18 protein-coding genes are annotated in these 18,726 nt (G+C 67.8%); 10 read left to right on the forward strand and 8 right to left on the reverse strand.

Annotation, left to right across the window (positions count from 1 at the left end):
- Positions 1–128: 128 nt before the first annotated feature.
- Together BM199_RS34100 and BM199_RS31695 are read right to left on the reverse strand one after the other, a co-directional pair.
- Complete coding sequence (locus BM199_RS34100) at positions 129–1,565, reverse strand: DUF3185 family protein (RefSeq protein WP_091679593.1); 1,437 nt, start codon at positions 1,563–1,565, stop codon at positions 129–131.
- A gap of 127 nt (positions 1,566–1,692) precedes the next feature.
- Complete coding sequence (locus BM199_RS31695; RefSeq protein ID WP_091679595.1) at positions 1,693–3,090, reverse strand: cystathionine beta-synthase; 1,398 nt, start codon at positions 3,088–3,090, stop codon at positions 1,693–1,695.
- Positions 3,091–3,273: 183 nt separating this feature from the next.
- On the opposite strand from BM199_RS31695, the gene BM199_RS31700 reads away from it, so the two are divergent.
- Together BM199_RS31700 and BM199_RS31705 are read left to right on the forward strand one after the other, a co-directional pair.
- Entirely contained in the window at positions 3,274–4,494 is a 1,221-nt protein-coding gene (locus BM199_RS31700; RefSeq protein WP_091679598.1) for an acetyl-CoA C-acetyltransferase, read from the forward strand.
- A gap of 114 nt (positions 4,495–4,608) precedes the next feature.
- Positions 4,609–4,995 (forward strand): hypothetical protein, encoded by a 387-nt coding sequence (locus BM199_RS31705; protein ID WP_091679601.1) that lies wholly within the window; start codon positions 4,609–4,611, stop codon positions 4,993–4,995.
- 213 nt (positions 4,996–5,208) lie between these two features.
- Here the strand turns inward: BM199_RS31705 and BM199_RS31710 are convergent, their stop codons facing one another.
- Positions 5,209–6,039, reverse strand: coding sequence for a Bax inhibitor-1/YccA family protein (locus tag BM199_RS31710; protein ID WP_091679604.1), 831 nt, complete (start codon positions 6,037–6,039; stop codon positions 5,209–5,211).
- A 366-nt stretch (positions 6,040–6,405) separates the two neighbouring features.
- On the opposite strand from BM199_RS31710, the gene BM199_RS31715 reads away from it, so the two are divergent.
- The 4 genes from BM199_RS31715 to BM199_RS31730 all read left to right on the forward strand — a co-directional run bounded on the left by BM199_RS31715 (position 6,406) and on the right by BM199_RS31730 (position 11,832).
- Complete coding sequence (locus tag BM199_RS31715; protein WP_091679606.1) at positions 6,406–7,920, forward strand: SpaA isopeptide-forming pilin-related protein; 1,515 nt, start codon at positions 6,406–6,408, stop codon at positions 7,918–7,920.
- Positions 7,921–7,922: 2 nt separating this feature from the next.
- Positions 7,923–8,651 (forward strand): class F sortase, encoded by a 729-nt coding sequence (locus tag BM199_RS31720; protein ID WP_091679609.1) that lies wholly within the window; start codon positions 7,923–7,925, stop codon positions 8,649–8,651.
- 82 nt (positions 8,652–8,733) lie between these two features.
- Positions 8,734–10,728 (forward strand): SDR family oxidoreductase, encoded by a 1,995-nt coding sequence (locus BM199_RS31725; protein ID WP_091679612.1) that lies wholly within the window; start codon positions 8,734–8,736, stop codon positions 10,726–10,728.
- 123 nt (positions 10,729–10,851) lie between these two features.
- Positions 10,852–11,832, forward strand: a complete 981-nt coding sequence (locus BM199_RS31730; RefSeq protein WP_245788979.1) for a coiled-coil domain-containing protein — start codon at positions 10,852–10,854, stop codon at positions 11,830–11,832.
- Positions 11,833–11,895: 63 nt separating this feature from the next.
- Here BM199_RS31730 and BM199_RS31735 read toward each other — a convergent pair whose 3' ends face one another.
- Positions 11,896–13,230 (reverse strand): amidase, encoded by a 1,335-nt coding sequence (locus BM199_RS31735; protein WP_091679615.1) that lies wholly within the window; start codon positions 13,228–13,230, stop codon positions 11,896–11,898.
- 190 nt (positions 13,231–13,420) lie between these two features.
- On the opposite strand from BM199_RS31735, the gene BM199_RS31740 reads away from it, so the two are divergent.
- Entirely contained in the window at positions 13,421–14,857 is a 1,437-nt protein-coding gene (locus BM199_RS31740) for a phytoene desaturase family protein (protein WP_091679619.1), read from the forward strand.
- Between the two features lie 13 nt (positions 14,858–14,870).
- On the opposite strand, the gene BM199_RS31745 is transcribed toward BM199_RS31740, so the two are convergent.
- A complete protein-coding gene (locus BM199_RS31745; RefSeq protein WP_091679622.1) occupies positions 14,871–15,290 on the reverse strand; it encodes a YciI family protein in 420 nt (139 codons plus the stop codon).
- A 195-nt stretch (positions 15,291–15,485) separates the two neighbouring features.
- Between BM199_RS31745 and BM199_RS31750 the strand changes: the two genes are divergently transcribed.
- Positions 15,486–15,704 carry a hypothetical protein gene (locus BM199_RS31750; RefSeq protein WP_091679624.1) on the forward strand — a complete coding sequence of 73 codons (219 nt, stop codon included), beginning with the start codon at positions 15,486–15,488 and terminating at the stop codon, positions 15,702–15,704.
- Positions 15,705–15,788: 84 nt separating this feature from the next.
- Here the strand turns inward: BM199_RS31750 and BM199_RS31755 are convergent, their stop codons facing one another.
- Positions 15,789–16,007 (reverse strand): hypothetical protein, encoded by a 219-nt coding sequence (locus BM199_RS31755; protein ID WP_091679627.1) that lies wholly within the window; start codon positions 16,005–16,007, stop codon positions 15,789–15,791.
- Between the two features lie 88 nt (positions 16,008–16,095).
- Here BM199_RS31755 and BM199_RS31760 point away from each other — a divergent pair, with 88 nt between their 5' ends.
- Positions 16,096–16,692: a TetR/AcrR family transcriptional regulator gene (locus BM199_RS31760; RefSeq protein WP_091679630.1), complete on the forward strand. Its 597-nt coding sequence runs from the start codon at positions 16,096–16,098 to the stop codon at positions 16,690–16,692.
- On the opposite strand, the gene BM199_RS35300 is transcribed toward BM199_RS31760, so the two are convergent.
- Together BM199_RS35300 and BM199_RS31770 are read right to left on the reverse strand one after the other, a co-directional pair.
- Positions 16,620–16,895, reverse strand: coding sequence for a winged helix-turn-helix transcriptional regulator (locus BM199_RS35300; protein WP_091679633.1), 276 nt, complete (start codon positions 16,893–16,895; stop codon positions 16,620–16,622). The genes BM199_RS31760 and BM199_RS35300 overlap by 73 nt on opposite strands.
- Before the next feature lie 337 nt (positions 16,896–17,232).
- Positions 17,233–17,676: an SRPBCC family protein gene (locus BM199_RS31770; RefSeq protein WP_091679636.1), complete on the reverse strand. Its 444-nt coding sequence runs from the start codon at positions 17,674–17,676 to the stop codon at positions 17,233–17,235.
- Positions 17,677–17,697: 21 nt separating this feature from the next.
- Here BM199_RS31770 and BM199_RS31775 point away from each other — a divergent pair, with 21 nt between their 5' ends.
- Positions 17,698–18,675, forward strand: a complete 978-nt coding sequence (locus BM199_RS31775; RefSeq protein ID WP_143101986.1) for a hypothetical protein — start codon at positions 17,698–17,700, stop codon at positions 18,673–18,675.
- Positions 18,676–18,726: the final 51 nt, after the last annotated feature.

An 18,726-nucleotide genomic window follows, 5' to 3' on the forward strand; every position in this document is an offset into this window, starting at 1 on the left:
CCGCTGCACCTCAGACAACGAACTACGCGGCTCCATACAACTACTCCCCGAGAGTCAGAACTGAATTTTCAGTCCAACTCCCGGGGAGCAGTTCAAACGGCCGGGGGCACCTCGATTGGTTCAGCGCGTCACCACTGCTGCGGCGGCTGTCCCTGCTGACCGGGCTGGCCGTAACCGCCGGGCTGCTGCTGCCCCGGGGGCGGGCCACCGAAGCCGCCGGGCTGGCCAGGCTGCTGCGGATAACCGGGCTGCCCGAAGCCACCACTCGGCGGGTTCTGCCCTCCTGGCTGACCGTAACCACCGGGCTGACCATAACCGCCAGGCTGGCCGTAGCCGCCGGGCTGCTGCTGACCGGGAGGCGGGCCACCGAAGCCACCCTGCTGACCGGGCTGCTGACCAGGGGGTGGGAAACCACCGGAAGGCGGGCCGTACCCACCGGGCGGCGGGCCGAAGCCGGCGTTCGGCGGACCAAAGCCGCCGGGGCCGCCGTAACCTCCGGGACCACCCTGGTTCGAGCCACCGCCGAGGCCGACGAACTGTGCCGTGGCCGGGATCAGGCCGAGCACACCGACGATCAACGCGATGATGCCGAAGATCAGGTACAGCATCGGTGTACCTGTGGCGGCGTCCGACACCTCGCTCGAGAACGCGGTGAGGATCAGGATCGCACCGACCAGCATGAGGACACCACCGACGGCGGCCACGATCGGCGTGATCTTCCGGAGGCCCGCGCCGAGTTTACCCGCGAGCGCCAGGCAGACACCGGCGGCAAGAGTCGCCAGCGAGCCGACCACTACCAGGCCCATGTAGAAATACAGCATGCCCGCGCTGGGCAGCCCGATGCTGTCGAGCTGCTGCTGCGGAACAGAATCGAGCAGGTCCGCATACTCCCCGACATCGGCGAAGTCGATGATCGCGAAGATCAGCGCGACGAGACCGAGCAGAGCGGTGACACCGCCCGCGATCCAGCCGAACAGCTGCTTGTTGCCGCCGCCGCCACCCGGTGCGCCGTACGGCGCCTGCGGCGGGCCGCCGAAGCCGCCCTGCTGCTGGCCCGGGTACGGAGCGCCAAAGCCACCCTGTCCCTGCTGCGGGTCGAACCCGCCTGGCTGACCGAATCCGCCGGGCTGCTGGCCCGGCTGCGGCGCGCCGAACCCCTGCGGCTGCCCGGGCTGCTGCCCGAAGCCACCGGGCTGCTGCTGTACGAAGCCGCCCTGCTGCGGGTTCATCGCAGCCGGGTTGTCGGCCGCACTCGGCGGAGGTGCGTAGGGGATCGACTGCGGCTGCTGATCCGGCGGGACCAGCTGAGTCGACTCGGCCCCCTGCCCCCCGCTGGAATCGCCCTGCCCCGGGTGCACCACCTGCGTGGGCTCAGGACTGTCACCGAACTGGTCGCCCTGAGATTGCGACTGATCCTGCTGCTGGGGCTGTCCCGGCTGCACGACCTGGGTCGGTTCGGCCGAACCGAACGGGCTGTCCTGCTGTGGTTGAGGGCCACTTGACGGGCCCTGCGACGGCTGCTGCTCGCCGCCCCAGGGCTGGTTAGGTGGCTGCGGAGCGCTCATGTGGGTCTTGAACCCCCTTGACGAGGACCTGGTGGATTGCTTGAGCACACGCTATCGGATAGCCCGGCCCGCCGTGCGTAACGCCCCGCCCAGGGCACGCGATGCACATGTTCCGATTTCCTGGCCGTTACTTACCCGCGAGGAACGCCAGCAGGTCCTGCCGAGTCACCACACCGGCCGGCTTTCCGTCCTCCAGCACCAGGGCGCCGTCCGCGGTGGTCAGGGCCTTCATCGCGGAACTGACCTGCTCGCCTGCCCCGATCGTGGGCAGCGGTGGCGACATATGGAGGTCAAGCCGGTCGGCGAGCTCAGCCTTTCCGGTGAACAGCGCCTCGAGCAGATCCCGCTCGTTCACCGCGCCGACCACCTCTGCCGCCATCACCGGCGGTTCCGCGCTCACGACCGGCATCTGACTCACGCCGAACTCGCGCAGGATCGACACCGCCTCGGCAACGGTTTCCGTGGGGTGGGTGTGCACCAGGTCCGGGATCGCCCCCGCGACGCTGCTCTTGCCGCGGAGCACGTCGCCGACGGTCGCGTGTGAGGAGTCCGGCGGCAGGAAGCCGTAGGACGACATCCACGCGTCGTTGAACACCTTGGTCAGATAACCGCGCCCGCCGTCCGGCAGGAGCACGACGATCACGGCGTCGCGCTGTCCCTCGGCGGCGAGCCGCTCGCCGAGGCGGACCGCGGCGGCAACGGCCATCCCGCACGAGCCGCCGACAAGCAGCCCCTCCTCACGGGCGAGCCTGCGAGTCAGGTCGAACGAGTCGGAGTCGGAGATCGCGATGATCTCGTCGGCGATGTCCCGGTCGTAGGTCTCCGGCCAGAAGTCCTCGCCGACACCCTCGACCAGGTACGGACGTCCTGATCCGCCGGAGTACACGGACCCCTCCGGATCGGCGCCGACGACCTGAACGCGCCCGTCCGAAACCTCCTTGAGGTAGCGGCCGGTGCCGCTGATGGTGCCTCCGGTGCCGACGCCGGTGACGAAGTGCGTCACCTTGCCGTCCGTCTGCTGCCAGATCTCGGGGCCGGTGGTGTGGTAGTGGCTCGCGGGATTCTCCGGGTTGGCGTACTGGTTGGGCTTCCACGCGCCCTCGATCTCGCGCACCAGCCGGTCGGAGACGTTGTAGTAGGAGTCGGGGTGCTCCGGCGGGACCGCGGTCGGGCACACCACCACCTCCGCGCCGTAGGCCTTGAGCACGTTGCGCTTGTCCTCGCTGACCTTGTCGGGGCAGACGAACACGCACTTGTACCCCTTGCGCTGGGCCACCATCGCCAGGCCGACCCCGGTGTTGCCGGAGGTCGGCTCGACGATGGTGCCGCCCGGCCGCAGCTCACCGGCGCGCTCGGCGGCCTCCACCATGCGCAGGGCGATGCGGTCCTTCACGCTGCCGCCAGGGTTGACGTACTCGACCTTGGCCAGCACGAGCGGGCCTTCGCCGATTCCGGCGGTGACGGTGTTCAGTCGGACCAACGGGGTGTTGCCCACGAGGTCGACGACATGTTCGACGTAGTCCACCCGCCCAGCCTAACCGTGGGCCCTGCTGGACGTGTTTCGAATCGCGTTCCGGTTTGCCTGGAGGCCGCGACCCGGCAGGATGTAGTGAGCAACCGCTTAGCTACGTGTGCGTGTGCCGCCGAGCGGAAACACTCGGACCACGAGCGCCAGCATGAGCAGAGCCGACCCGAAGGAGTGTCCGCAATGCCCGAAGCCGTGATCGTCTCCGCAGCCCGCTCACCGATCGGCCGCGCAGGCAAGGGATCGCTGGTGAACATGCGTCCCGACGATCTCGCCGCGCAGATGGTGCGGGCCGCGCTGGACAAGGTGCCCCAGCTCGACCCGACGCAGATCGAGGACCTGATGCTGGGATGTGGCCTGCCCGGCGGCGAATCGGGATTCAACATGGGTCGCGTGGTGGCCGTCGAGCTGGGCATGGATCACCTGCCCGGTTGCACGATCACGCGATACTGCTCGTCGAGCCTGCAGACCACCCGCATGGCTCTGCACGCCATCAAGGCGGGCGAGGGCGACGTGTTCATCTCCGCGGGTGTGGAGACCGTCTCGCGCTTCGCGAAGGGCAGCTCCGACTCCTGGCCGGACACGCACAACCCGCTGTTCGCCGACGCGGAGGCCCGCACGGCCTCGGTCGCGGAGCAGGGCGCGGATTCCTGGGCCGACCCGAGGGAGAACGACCAACTGCCCGACGTCTACATCGCGATGGGGCAGACCGCGGAGAACCTGGCGCGGCTGAAGAACGTCTCCCGCGAGGAGATGGACGAGTTCGGCGTGCGCTCGCAGAACCTCGCTGAGAAGGCGATCGCCGACGGCTTCTGGGCGAAGGACATCACCCCGGTCACCCTGCCCGACGGCACGGTCGTGGCGCAGGACGACGGCCCGCGTGCCGGCGTCACCCTCGAGGGCGTTTCCGGGCTCAAGCCCGTGTTCCGGCCGGACGGCCGGATCACCGCGGGTAACTGCTGCGCACTGAACGACGGTGCGGCCGCACTGGTGATCATGTCCGACACCAAGGCCAAGGAACTGGGCATCACCCCGCTGGCCAGGGTGGTGTCCACCGGCGTTTCGGGTCTCTCACCGGAAATCATGGGATACGGCCCGGTCGAGGCTTCCAAGCAGGCGTTGGAGCGCGCCGGAATGGGGATCGGCGACATCGACCTGGTCGAGATCAACGAGGCCTTCGCCGCGCAGGTCATCCCGTCCTACAAGGACCTCGGCATCGACCTCGACCGGCTGAACGTCAACGGTGGGGCGATCGCCGTCGGCCACCCGTTCGGGATGACCGGCGCGCGCATCACGTCGACGTTGATCAACTCCCTGCAGCACCACGACAAGCAGTTCGGCCTGGAGACCATGTGCGTCGGCGGCGGCCAGGGCATGGCCATGGTGCTCGAGCGCCTGAGCTGACGCCGTCGCTCGATGCGGGTGCCGGGGACTGTTCGGTCTCGGCCCCGCACCGAGCGCGGCCGACCGCCACCAACGGAGGCTGCACTCCGCCACCGGTGTCAATATGGTGAGCACATGAGGTCCCTGCTGGCAGCCGTGTTCACGCTGGCTGGTGCCGTCGCCGCGGTGTTCGCCATGATCCGTCCTTGGCAGGACGGCCGCACTGCATCGGAGTTCGGTCTCGCCGGCCTCTTCGGTGACGCCGACGCAGGCAGTTCCGGATTCTTCACGTCCATCGCGTTCCTGCTGGCACTGGCGATCGCCGCAGGCGTCATCGGCCTGCTGACCCGCCTCAGGCTGATTCTCGCGGTCGCGCTCGTGCTGTGTTTCGTGCCGACCGCACTGTGGGCACTCGAGCGCGCGGACGGATTCACCATCGAAGGAGTCGAGTCCGGACTCACCAACGCGGCGGCGGCGTGCGGCGCGTTTCTCGTCGCCATGCTGCTGCTGCCCCGCAGGTGAGCAGGCAACCCGCTACTCGAAGAAGCACAGATACTGGTCGGCGGCTCGCTGTAGGTGAGGCCGCCGCGAACGCCCCACCCGCGGGCGGCAGGCCCGAGATCAGCACCGCGATCGAGGCCACCGGCAGCGCCCCTCGAAAGAGTGACGACCGGCAACGCAAAAAGAGGCTCCCAGCCATTGGCCGGGAGCCCCTTTCGCCTGAGCTGTCGAAGGTCAGTCGCTGTTGAGCGCCGCCATCAGCCGGACCATTTCCAGGTACAGCCAGACCAGCGTGGTCATCAGGCCGAACGCGGCGAACCAGGCCCACTTGGCCGGCATGCCCTCGCGGATCATCTTGTCGGCCATGTCGAAGTCGAGCAGCAGCATGAAGGCCGCGATTCCGATGAACAGCAGGCTGACGCCGATGGCGAGCGGCCCCGTTCCGCGGATGCCGATGCCCTCACCGTTGAACAGGCCGACGACGAGGTTCGCCAGCATCAGCATGGCCGCGCCCGCCGCCGCGCCGATGACCCACTTGGTGAGCCGCGGGGTCACCTTCACCGCGCCGGTCTTGTACACGAAAAGCATCGCGACGAAGACGAGCGCGGTACCGAGGATCGCCTGCAGAGCAATGGGTTCACCCGGTGCGACCAGGGTCTGGAACACACCCGTGAAGGCACCGAGGAAGACACCCTCGGCCGCGGAGTACGCCAGCGTCAGCGGCCCACTGGCCTTCTGCTTGAAGATGATGAACAGCGAAAGGCCGAGGCCGACGAGCATGCCGATGATGAGCGCACCGAAGACGCCGCCGGTGGACCCGGCCTCGAGCTGACCCTGGGCCCAGATCGCGGTCGGCACGCCGGTCAGCAGCGCCGTACCGATCGAGGCACCGGTCTTCATGACGACATCGTCGACCGTCATCGGACGGTCAGCGGAATCCGCGGGCGCCTGCGGTGCGCCGTAGCCCGGCACGCCGCCCTGCGGCTGGTTGAAGCCCGCGTACTGGCTGTGCGCCGCACCACCCGTCGGGAGGTTACGGAAAGCGGGATTGCTTGAGGTACGCACCTGATCCTCCTGGATCTCCTGGCACTTGCATTGGGTTAAACGACCGCCCGTGCCGGCCGGTTCCCGTCGGTAAAGGCGACTTTACCCACATCGTCGAGCGGCGAAGTGAAGGGCGGTGGCCGGAACCACACCGACCGCTCGACGTACGTCAATCCCTTGGCCTATTGCCTGCGCACCGCGCGGCGCGCGATGCTCACCACGAGTGTCCACGTGGTCACCTGAGGCGTGTCGGGGGTCTCTGTCGATCGTGTGCCTTTGACCTGGGCAAAGGACACCGGAACACGGTTCGTGACGGACATCGGCTAGGCGCGCGACCGCCACACGGGAGTGACGGGCAGGGCCGCAGCATTAAGGAGTCAACAGGATATGGGGTGCACGACACACCCGGTTGCCGGAGTGCGCGCGCCGCGCCGACTGGTGGGGCTACTCACAGTGGCCCTGCTCGGCGCGCTGTCGCTCGTCGCACTCGCGCAGCCTGCCTCGGCCGCCGTGGACGAGGGCATCGGCCACGAGGTCAGCGGCCAGCCCTACCAGGGCAGCGGCGGGGGTACCGACTGGCTAGGGTCCTACATCGTCGGCGGTAAGCAGGTCTTCTGCGTCCAGTTCCAGTACAAGGCGCCGGACACCGACGAGAAGTACGAGCCCGGTGACGAACTGCTGACCAAGTGGGGCGACAAGCTGTCCGCCGATGTCGCGGCGAACATCTCCTACCTGCTCCTGCGCTACGGCGACACCGAGAACGCGGATGAGGCGGCCGCGCTGGCACACCTTCTGCATTCCTGGACGGCGGCGCCACGCAACGCGAAGGATCTCGATCCGAAGAACACCTTCAAGACGATCGGATACGACGTCGACCTGCACTTCGACGGACTGCCCGCGAAGGCGAAGCAGGCCGTGGAGAAGTTGCGATCCGACGCCGAGGCCAACCGTGGTCCGTGGACGGCCGAGATCACCCCGCCGGAGGACGAGCAGCTGATCGGTAGCCCGGCCGAGTGGAAGGTCACGGTCAAGAACGCCAAGGGCGCCGGTGTGCCCGACGTACCCGTCACCCTGACCATCGCGGACGCGATGCTGGAGGAGAGCGGGGACGCCGAGGCCGCGAGGACGGCCAAAGAGGGCACCGAGGGCACCGAAACAGCTGAGACCGCCAACGCCGAGACGGCAGAGACCTCCGCGACCACGGTCACCACCGGCGAGGACGGCACCGCGACCGTCACACTCGTCTCCACCGGCGAGAACCCGAAGTTGACCGGGGCGCTGTCCGCGCCCGCCGACCGCCCGTACGTCCGCTTCCCGGTGGACGGCGACACGCAGCGGGTGGTGTCCACCGGCGGTGAGCAGGAACTGACCGCCGAGGCCACGACGACAGCACGTACTCAACCGGGCATCGTGCAGATCACCAAGAAGAACTCCAGGACAGGCGACGGTATCGCCGGTGTCTCCCTGCGTCTGACCGCGAAGGACAAGACCACCCCGGCCGTCGGCCAGGACGGCACTCCCCTCGAAGGCGAGGACGGCAAGCCCGTGGTGCTCGAGACGGACGGCAACGGCATCGCGACGGTCGAGAACCTGCGCACACCGCAGGAGGTCTGCATCGTCGAGGTCAGTGCGCCCGCGGGGTTCGATCAGGGCTTCGATCCGGACAACCCGCCGTCCGCCTGTGGACAGCTGGCGCCGGGCGAGACCCTTGCCCTTGAACTCGCCAACGCACCCAACGAGGTGCCACGAACGATCCCCGCAGGCACCCAGCCCACCGTGATCGCGAGCACCGCAGGCACATCCGGACCTTCCACCGGCGCGCTGGTGGGCATCGGCAGCCTCGCGCTGCTCGGCACCGCGCTGGTCGGCTGGACGGCGCGCCGGCGGTTCGTTAAGCAGTAACCATGCCGGTACGGATATTCCAGCGGCACAGGCTGACCACCTCGTTCCTCGCGGGTGTGGCCAGCCTGCTCGTCGTCGAGCTCGTCATAGCGGGAGCACTGCTGCTGCCCGCCGAGGAGACCGTCTCGGGCACCGCGCTGCCGGTGGCCGCCGCGCCACCGAAACCGGTCGCGCAGGAAAAGCAGGCGGTTCCGGCCGAGGCTGAGCCCGCACCGGCTGCGGCAACCAAGGAAAAGCCGGCCGAGCAGCCAAAAGCCGAACCACCCCCGCCACCGGCCCCGGTTCAGGGGCAGCGGCCGAACACCATCCGACTGCCGGACGGCGGCACCGCCGCGCTCGTACGCAAGGAGATCGTCGGACCGAACGCCGTGCTTCCCGTCCCGGAGAACCTCAATGAGGCCACGTGGTGGGGCGCGGGCCTCGGCGCGAACAGCGGCGCGAGCGTCTTCGCGGGCCACGTGAACTGGCAGGGCGAAGTCGGGCCGTTCTCGGAACTGTGGCAGGCACAGGTGAACGAGGACGTCGTCGTCAAGGACGAGGCGGGCAAGGAGTGGAAGTATCGCGTCTCGCAGTTGGTGACCGTGCACAAGGACGAGCTGCCTGCCAAGGCCGACGAGCTGTTCAGTCAGGGCGGTGCGCACCGGATCGTGCTGGTCACCTGTGGCGGACGCTGGCTCGGCGGAGCCACGGGCTACGCCGAGAACCGGATCGTGATCGCCGATCCGGCGTAGTCAGCGGCCGGCGTTTCCCAACCACCGCGACTCAGGGCAGAATCCCCATGGTTCGCACTCACGCACGACGAGGAGGGGATCGATGGCGACCTATCTCGTGACCGGTGCCACCGGCCTGATCGGCCGCCACTTCACCCGGCTGCTGCTGGAGCGGGAGGACACCGAGCAGGTCGCGCTGCTGGTGCGGGAGCCCTCTCGCGAACGGCTCGCCGCACTCGTCGCGAGCTGGCCGCACCCCGAGCGAGTCAGTCTGGTGACCGGCGACCTCGCCGGGTCGATGCTCGGTGTGGAGGAGGAACTGCGCGAGCGTTTGCGCGGTTCCGTCGACCACATCGTGCATCTCGCCGCCCTCTACGACCTCACCGCGGACGACGAGGCCAGCATCAAGGCGAACGTCGAGGGCACGCGCAATGTCATCGAACTCGCCGCCGACCTGCGCGCGGGCTGTCTGCACCACGTGTCCTCGGTCGCGGTGGCAGGCGACTACGACGGTGTCTTCACCGAGGAGATGTTCGACGCGGGACAGCGCCTGGTCACGCCCTACCACCGGACGAAGTTCGAGGCCGAACGGCTGGTGCGCGAGCAGCACGAGGTGCCGTGGCGGGTCTACCGTCCCGCGGTCGTCGTGGGCCACTCGAAGACCGGCGAGATGGACAAGATCGACGGGCCCTATTACCTGTTCAACGCCATCAACAGGCTGACGTCGGTGCCGAACCTCCCGATGGTCGGCCCGGACATCGGCGACATCAACGTGGTCCCCGTGGACTACGTCGCCGAGGCGATGCGCGAACTCGTCACAAGGGACGGCCTCGACGGCAGGACGTTCCACCTGGTCAACCCCGAACCGCAGTCGGTCACGTCGGTGTACAACGCGTTCGCCGCCGCGGCGGGCGCGCCCACCATCTCGATGGAGCTGAACGAGGGCCTGTCCCGCCGGATCGTGCAGCTGGTGAAGCTCAGCGAGCACGTACCCGGCGTCACCATCGCCAGGGACGCGGTCATGGAGCGCATCGGGATCCCGCCCGTGCTGCTCGAGACGATGACGTTCCCCTCGGTGTTCGCGTCCGCCTCCACCCGCAAGGCGCTCGCCGGGTCCGGCATCGAGGTTCCGCGCCTCGAGGAGTACGCGCCCGCGCTGTGGCGCTACTGGCGCGAGCACCTCGACCCGTTCCGTGCGCGCAAGCACGGCCCGCGCGGGGAGCTGGACGGCAGGCGGGTGGTCATCACCGGTGCCTCATCCGGGATCGGCAGGGCCACCGCGCTCAAGGTGGCCGAACAGGGTGGCGTTCCGCTGTTGGTTGCCCGGCGCCAGCACGAGCTGGAAGAGGTCAGGGACGAGATCATCGCCGCAGGTGGACAGGCGTCGGTGTATCCGGCAGACCTGACCGACGAGGAGTCGGTGCACAAGGCGGTGGCCGCGATGCTCGCCGATCACGGCAGGGTGGACATGCTCGTCAACAACGCGGGCCGGTCGATCCGCCGCTCCATCCGGCTGTCCTACGACCGCTTTCACGACTACGAGCGTGCGATGGCGATCAACTACTTCGGTGCGGTCCGGCTGATCCTCGCGCTGCTGCCGCATATGTCCGAGCGAAAGTTCGGACACGTCGTGAACGTGTCCTCGATCGGTGTCCAGGGGATCGCGCCGCGGTTCTCCGCCTATGCCGCGTCCAAGGCGGCACTGGACTACTTCGCCAAGATCGCGGCGACCGAGACACACGGCGACGGGATCACGTTCACCACCATCCACATGCCACTGGTCCGCACGCCGATGATCCGGCCGACCAAAATCTACGATGCCTTCCCGACGAAGTCACCGGATCAGGCAGCGGACATGGTACTCAAGGCGCTCAAGGACCGGCCGAAACACATCGGCACGCCCATGGGCCAAGCCATCCAGCTCGCCTACGCACTCACCCCCGGCCTGACCGACGCTGTTGCCTACCAAGGCTTCCGCATTTTCCCGGACTCCGCGGCAGCAGGCGGATCCGGCGGGCTGAAGATCGGCCGCGGCGACCGGCATCTGTCCAAAGCAGCCACCGCCCTCGCGAAACTGAGCCGCGGATTCCACTGGTGACACCGCACTCTCGGTAGTGGTGTGCGGCCAACCGGGCGGGATGTTGGTCCTGCAAGAGGGAACTCGTCACTCACAAGCCTGCCTGACGGCGACGACACGGGGTGCGCGGGTACCGTTCAGGGCATGGTGTCTGAGCGAGACAACGGACTCACCCCGCTGCGCCGAGAGTTCGACCAGGTTTGGCACGGATTCGACCGCAATCAGGTCCGGCAGTACGTCGATCATCTCGAAATGCACGTCGGTCGGCTCATCTCCGACCGCGACGCGGCGATGGCACAGGCGAGCACGCTGTCCCGGGAGCTGGAGAACTCGCGTCGCGAGATGGCGAAACTGCGCGAGCGGGTCGAGGAACTCAAGAAGCCGCCGGAACGGCTCGAGGATCTCGACGAGCGCATGCAGCGCACGGTGGATCTGGCGAACGCCAGGGCCGAGGAGATCACTGCTCGGGCGCAGATCGCCGCCGAGGAGCACTGGGCGAAGACCACCGAGGCTTCGGAGCGCCTGCGGGAGCGTTACCGGTCGCTGCTCGAGTCGCTCGACTCGCACGCCGAGCAGATGCAGCACGAGCACGAGGTCGCGCTGGAGTCCACCCGCGTCGAGGTTCGGGAGCTGACCAGCGAGGCGGCTCGCAGGCGCAAGCAGATGGATGGGCAGTCGGAGAACCGGCGCCGCACGGTCGAGCGCGAGTTCGACGCCAGGATGAGTGCCGAGCGCGCCGCACTGGAGAAGCACATCGCCGACCAGCAGACGGCGAGCAAGAACCAGGCCGAACGACGTATCGCCGAGGCGACGGCGCTGGCGCGGCGGAAGGTCGACGACGCGGCGGCCGAGGCGAAGAAGCTGGTGGACGAGGCCACGGCGGACGCACATCGGCGCACGACGGAGGCGAACGAGATCGTCGGCCGCCTCACGAAGGTGCGCGAGGACGCGCTGACGAGGCTGCGCGAGGCGAACGAGGTCCTCGAACGCGGCGAGTCCGCGTTGACGCCGCTGGAGGAGGAGGCGGCCGAACTGGCCAACGCCAAGTCCGAGGACCCAGAAGCCCCCGCCCCCGACGACGAGACCAAGAAGCCCCTCGAATCAGCAGGCAAGCGCACCTCATAGCCCACCAGGGTTGGGGCGTCTGCTCCTAGCCACGTGGCGAAGGTGCGATCCGGGACGGGTGAGTCAGGTGTCGGCGGTGGTTCTTGGCCAGGGGTTGAGATGTTCTAGCTGCGCGGCGATGCCGAGCAGCAGCGGCTCTCGACCCGGCGCGGCCACGAACTGCACCCCCAGCGGCACACCGTTCGGGTGGCTGCCCGCGGGAACGGACAACGCCGGGTAGCCGGCCAGATTCCACAGCCCGGTGAACCCCGCCAATCGCATCGAGGGCACCGCGTTGCCTGTCCAGGAGCGCTCGTGCCAACGAAGCGCCCTCGGCGGGAGGGTGGCGAGCGTCGGCGTCACCAGCACGTCGTGCTCGGCGAAGAACTCCTCCGCACGCAACCGCCATTCGCGCGCGGTGCCGGGCCGCACCAGGCCCGCCCTGCGCACGAGCGCACCGGCCCTGACGTGCGTCCTGGATCGACGCTGAAGTAGCGCGGTGTCGAGGTCGGCCGCCTGCTCGGCCGGGCCCGCAACCCAGCGGGTGAACAGCCCGCCCACCGCGGCGGCCGGGTAGTACGGCTGCGCGCTGACCACCCGGTGCCCGGCTCCACTCAACAGTTCCCCGGTCCTCACCACCGTGGCCCGCAACGGCCGGGGAACCGGCGCACGGGTGAGCGGGACCCGCGTCGAGGTCGCCACTCGCACCGGAGCCGGGTCGGCGAGTTCGATCAGGTCCGGACGTTCGGCCAGCACGCCGAGCAGCAGGGCCGCGTCGGCCACGGTGGTGGCGAGCGCCCCGTGGGTGGCCATACCGAACCAGCCCCCGTCGTGTGGTTCGGCAACGACACCGGCTCCCGGCTTGATCCCCACCAGCCCGCACATCGCGGCAGGCAGCCGGACCGAGCCGAGCCCGTCAGTGCCGTGGGCGAGCGGCACCAGCCCGGCAGCCACCGCCGCACCGCTGCCACCCGAGGAGCCGCCCGCGGCGTACGCGGGTTCCCACGGGTTGCGGGCAACGCCGCCGGGGCTGTCGCTCATCGGCCACAGGCACAGTTCCGGCACCCGGGTGATGCCGACGATCACCGCCCCTGCGGCCCGCAGCCTGCGCACGATGTGGTCGTCCGCGGCGGCGGGGACGCGCGAACTCGCCTGCGAACCCCACTCGGCGTACTCACCCTCGACCTCGACGACGTCCTTGACCGCCACCGGCACGCCGGCGAGCGGCAGCCGGGTGAGATCGGGATGCGCACGCAGCGCTGCCGCCTCGGCCAGGGCCTCGGTGGCCCGAACGCGGCGAAACGCCTGGACCAGCCCGTCGGCCGCACGAATTCTCGCCAGGGCCCGCTCCGTCACCTCCACGGGGTCGAGTTCGCGGTCCCGCACCGCGCGGGCGATGTCCACTGCCGTCCACGTCATGCCGGAACTTTACCGGCCAGTAGCGTCCGGGCGGATTACCGGTAAATGCATCAGTTTGCTGATATCGCTGTGACCGGCGGTGACCGTACAGTGCGGATACGACCTCGACGCGCGATCCGGAGTGAGGCCCTTGCCCAGGAGTCGACCTGCCCGAACGGGACGCGGTTCGGCTGCCGATGAACGCGATGTCGTGGTCGTCGGTTCCGGCCCCAACGGGTTGGCCGCCGCGGTGATCATGGCGCGGGCGGGTCTCGACGTCGAGGTCTACGAGGCAGCCGAGGAAGCGGGCGGGGGCACCCGCACCGTGGAATCGATTCCCGGTTTCCGGTTCGACGAGTGCTCGGCCGTGCACCCGATGGCGCTCGCCTCGCCCTTCTTCCGCGCGTTCGGCCTCGCCGAGCACGGCGTCCGGCTGCTGCAGCCCGACGTCGCCTACGCGCACCCGCTCGACGGCGGGCGCGCCGGGCTCGCGTGGCGGGACATCGAACGAACAGTGGCGGACCTCGGCCGCGACGGTCCGGCCTGGCGGCGGTTGCTCGGCCCACTGACCCGCAGGTGGCAGGGAGTGGTGGCCACGGCGATGTCGGACCTGCGCCGTCTCCCCGCGCACCCCGTCACGGCGGCCAGGTTCGCCGTCCGCATGGTGGAGCAGGGGTCTCCCCTGTGGAATCTGCGCTTCCGCGAACAGGTGGCACCCGCGTTGCTCTCCGGGGTGAGCGCACACGCCATCAGACCACCGCGAGCACTGCCGCCCGCGGGCGTCGGGCTGATGCTCGCCGCCCTCGCCCACGGCGTGGGCTGGCCGCTGATACGCGGCGGGAGCCAGGCGATCGCGGACGCCATGGTCGCGGACCTGCGTGCCCATGGCGGCAAAGTGCACCTGGGACATCGAATACGGGACCTCGACGAACTGCCACGTGCGGGTGCCGTACTGCTCGACGTGAGCCCGGCAGAGCTACTTCGGATCGCCGCCCGGCGGCTGCCCGCAGGCTATCGCACGGCTGCGCGCACATTCCGGTTCGGCGGCGGTGCCTGCAAGGTGGACTTCGCGCTGCGGGAACGGGTTCCCTGGAGTGCCCCGGGTTGCGAGCGGACGGGCACACTGCACCTGGTCGGCTCCAGGGAGGAAGCGCTGTCGGTGGAACGTGAGGTCGCGGCGGGACGATGCCCGCCGCGACCGTACGTGCTCGCCGTACAGCCCGAGGTGGTCGACGAAGGACGGTCACCTCGGGGAATGGCCACACTGTCGGTGTACGCCCATGTTCCTCAGGGCTATCCGGTCGACATCGGGAACTCCGTGGCGGCACAGATCGAACGGTTCGCGCCCGGTTTCCGGGACATCGTGCTCGATCGCAGGGTGCGCACGGCGGTCGAACTCGAGCAGTGGAACCCGAACTATGTGGGCGGTGACATCTCAGCGGGCGCGATGTCGCTGCGGCAGACCGTGCTGCGTCCGGTTCCCCGCTGGAACCCCTACGCCACACCGATCCCGGGCGTCTATCTCTGCTCGGCCTCGACCCCGCCCGGCCCGGGCGTGCACGGCATGGGCGGTGCGCACGCCGCGGGCCACGCGTTGCGAGATCGCTTCGGTATCGACGAACCGCCGCTCGCCTTGCTGCGGAGCTGAGCAGCCGGCAGCCTCAGGACTTCCGCTCGGCGATCTGCGCCCGCAGCTTGTCCTCGGCCTCCTTCATTTCCGGAGTCATGACCTCACCGAAGTCCTCCGCCTCGAACACCTGTCGAACCTCGATCTCGCCGTCCACGAACGGAACCCGCCGGGCCCACTCGATCGCCTCGTCCTTGGACTTCACGTCGATGATCCAGAAACCGGCGATCAGCTCCTTCGCCTCGGTGAACGGACCGTCGGTCACGGTCGCGGTCCTGTCCGAGAACGTGACCCGCGCCCCCTTCGAACTCGGGTGCAGACCATCACCGGCGAGCATCACTCCCGCCTTGACCAGCTCGGCGTTGTACTGCCCCATCTCGTTCAGCTCCTGCTCGCTGGGCATAGTGCCCACCTCGGAGTCGGCGTTGGCCTTCACCAGCATCATGAATCGCATCTCGAATCTCCTTCTCGTCACGTGACCCGGGCCGCTGATCGGCCGGGTACGGCCAACTCCTCCTGGCCGCTACAGACGCGTCGAACAACAGCTTGCCGGATCGACAGCACTGGAGAACCTTTTCCGGATTTTTTTCCGGAGGCCGTCGCCGGGAGAGCGACCACCCGCCCGTCGCGCTCTGGCAGGATTCGGTCCATGGTCGATCAGGAGGAAGCCAAGCTGAGAAAACGCCAGTTCAGGGCTGTGATGATGCTGCTCCCCCTCGCGCTCGCCATGGTGATCATGATGGCGGTGCTCGGGGAGTCGAGCTGGCAGATGTGGCTGTTCGGCGGGCTGATGGTGCTCAGCGCGACCGGCATGTTGATCGGGCAGATCATGGAACGCCGAAGGACGGAGGCGGGCGGCAACGGGTAGTTCGAACACCGGCGGTCTCGACGTCGGTGAAGGTGCTCGCTGACCGGCTGCGACGTCCACCTGTGACGAGGAGTCACGCACACCTCAACGCTTGTACCGCTCCAGAACCCCGATCGCGAGCACGCCGACGACCAGCACCACGAGCGGGAGAACCCACCGGAGCGCGCCGGCCGAGTCGTCCAGCACCAGTGTCCAGAGCCCGTTGCTCGATCCGAACACCAGCATGCCCAGGGGAATGACCCCCAGCGTGATACCGATCAGCCCGAACACGCCCTGCCAGGTGTCAGCTGTCTTGGATGTCATGGGACCCCCTTCACCACTTCCAATGCGATCGCATTTAAACATCGTCGTCTCGGCGATGTCAATGCGATCGCATTGATACACTTCGCATGTGCCACGTTCCGTCGACCACGATGCTCGCAAGTCGGCACTTGCCCGTGCCGTGTGGACGCTCGTTGCCCGCGGAGGCCTGGAGTCGGTGTCGCTACGTTCAGTCGCAACGGAAGCAGGCGTGTCGATGGGGCGGGTCCAGTACTACTTCGCCACCAAGGACGACCTGCTGCTGCACAGCCTCGATCACGCCCATCGACGGATGGAGTCGCGGATTCTCGAACGGGCCGAGGAGGCCGGCGGCAACGTGCGGAACGTGCTGGTCACGATCCTCGACGAACTGCTCGGAGAACATCCCGAGACTCGAGACGCGATCCGAGTGCACGCATTCTTTGCCGCACGAGCGGCGGACAACGAAAGCATGGCTGCCGTACTGACCGACGGGGACGACGAGATCCTCGCTCTGGCTGTGGCCGTGGTGGCGCAGGCCAAGGCGGCTGGACGAGTGGGTCCCGACGTCGACCCCGAACACGATGGCTACGCGCTCTTCACCCTCGCACGCGGCCTCGGCTCCGACGTCGCGCTCTACGGCGCCCCGATCGATCGAGCGCGGAAAACGCTGGAGCATTTCATCCGCAGAGTGGCCCCGGCGGAGTGAACAGAAGCAGGACCCCAGCGAGCCGATACGTCTCGTCTGTTTGCTGTTTCGCCGATCGAGTCGGCCGGCATCTCGTCGACATAGGCCGCTCCCCAACCCGGTAGCCACTCGACGACAGGTGCGAGCGATCCGCCCAGTTCGGTGCGCGAGTACTCAACCCGTGGCGGACCGGGAAGGTAATTGTGTACGCCCTCAGCTCGCATTCCCTCAATTCCACACTTCTCGAGGTCACCAAAAAACCTTTTCCGACCAGGGGTAAACAGAAAAACCGGTCGGCGATAAATCAGCGTAGGCCTATCAGCACGGCTCTCGCCACCGCGCACGATCGTGACACCGCAGATGCCGACTCCTTGCTCTTCCCCATTCTTCACGGCATCTCCCACCTGAGAACTCCGGAAGGTACCGCTGCCCGGAGCAGGTGTCCGGATTCGCGATCAGCCGATTCGGCGAGGTCAGCCGGCCGTGCCTGGCGGCGGCTTCGGCAGACCTTTGATCCGGGCACCTTCCCCTGACGAGAGCCAGCTGCCGCTCGGTCCACACCTACTCGGACCGTTCCAAGATCCGCTTGAGGTTCGCCAGGTCCTTCTGGTTGGCCCGGCGCATGGCAGCGCCCATCATCGCCGCGCCTACCTTCGCGAACCCACTTGGTTCGCCTCGGTTGCGCAGGATCATCCGGGTTTGCCCGGCCTCGATCGGTTGCCAGGCGTACGTGGTCTCCATGGGAAACGGACCTTCGGTCGTGCGCATCACGAGCCGCTCGCCCGGGACCAGCTCCACGATTTCGTACGTGTAGACCAGCTTGCGACCAAGGAACTGCGCCTCGAAAGCCAATCTCGATCCAGCCGCGATCGGGGGAGGTGTCTCCCACCGCACCGCCCTGATGTTGACGTACCACTCCGGCGCGTTCGAGGGGTCAGCCGCGTAACTCGCGACTTCCGCGCACGAGCGATCGATCACGATCTCGGTCACCACATCGACGGCCATGTGCATGATCCTATGGGGCCCGTGGTCGACGGGCTGCTGATCGCGGTCTCCCCCTGTGTCAAGCTGATGTTCCAGGTCATCGAGTTCGGCGCGGAGATGCGCCATGTGCTCGGGTGCCCCGACGGAAGGGGATCCGTACCCGCACTGGCTCGATCTCCGGTCGAAGCACGGTCTTGTCGCTCGAAGGAGTCCTTCCCCATGGCCGAGTTGGGTGTAGTCCGTCGTTACGCCTATTGGGCAGACCGACGAATTCGAGCCATCGGGGTAGACAATGGCATCTCCCTCGATCGACGTATAAGTTGGAAAGCCAAGCTTGGCAACATCCCTGGCATTGGCGGGGCCGAGTTCGCACAGGACGCGCGCGCATTGGACCGGACCGAGATAGCGGAGCGAATCGAGAGAGCAATCGGCGCCCGAGCCGTCCAGGATTTCGTCACACCGCCAAAAGTCGATTATGCGAAGGGTGTCGGGCGCGTAGAGTTTGCGCAACTCTCCGGCTTTTACGGGCGTGGGGGTGTCGTGATGCACACCAGCACTCGCAGCAGCTCCGGCGCTCGCGTTGACGTCTGCTTGTTCGGCAGTCTGCAGAACTTGGCTGACTACGCCGGAGCCTCGGACAACCATCCGGGAGGATGGACCTCCTCCGCGGCAGGAGCCATTGAGCTCTACCTCGAAAATCGTGAGGCTGTCAGCAACTCACGGTGGTACGACCCTGAAAGCTTAGCGCTCGAAGCCCTGAAAATTGCCACTGAGCAAGGTGTGACTGGACCTCGGCACGAGCATCAAGGCAAGCCCTCGACACGAGGCTTCACCCTCGGGCAGGCCAAAGAATCCGAGTGGCTCGCAGAGATCTACGAGGATGTCGTGCTCGACAAGGATCGATGGACGTTTTCCCACGACGAAACGGGTCACGGCGTCGACCGAATTCTCATCGGCGCACCACTGTGGATCCGGACTCCAAGTCCTCAAGCCGTCACGCGATTCCGAGACTTGCGCTGATCAGCAACTTCCTTCTGGGGAGTGAGCCGCGGTTTTGCCCAACGCGATTTC

This window comes from Amycolatopsis marina (assembly GCF_900111885.1).
Classification (GTDB): domain Bacteria; phylum Actinomycetota; class Actinomycetes; order Mycobacteriales; family Pseudonocardiaceae; genus Amycolatopsis; species Amycolatopsis marina.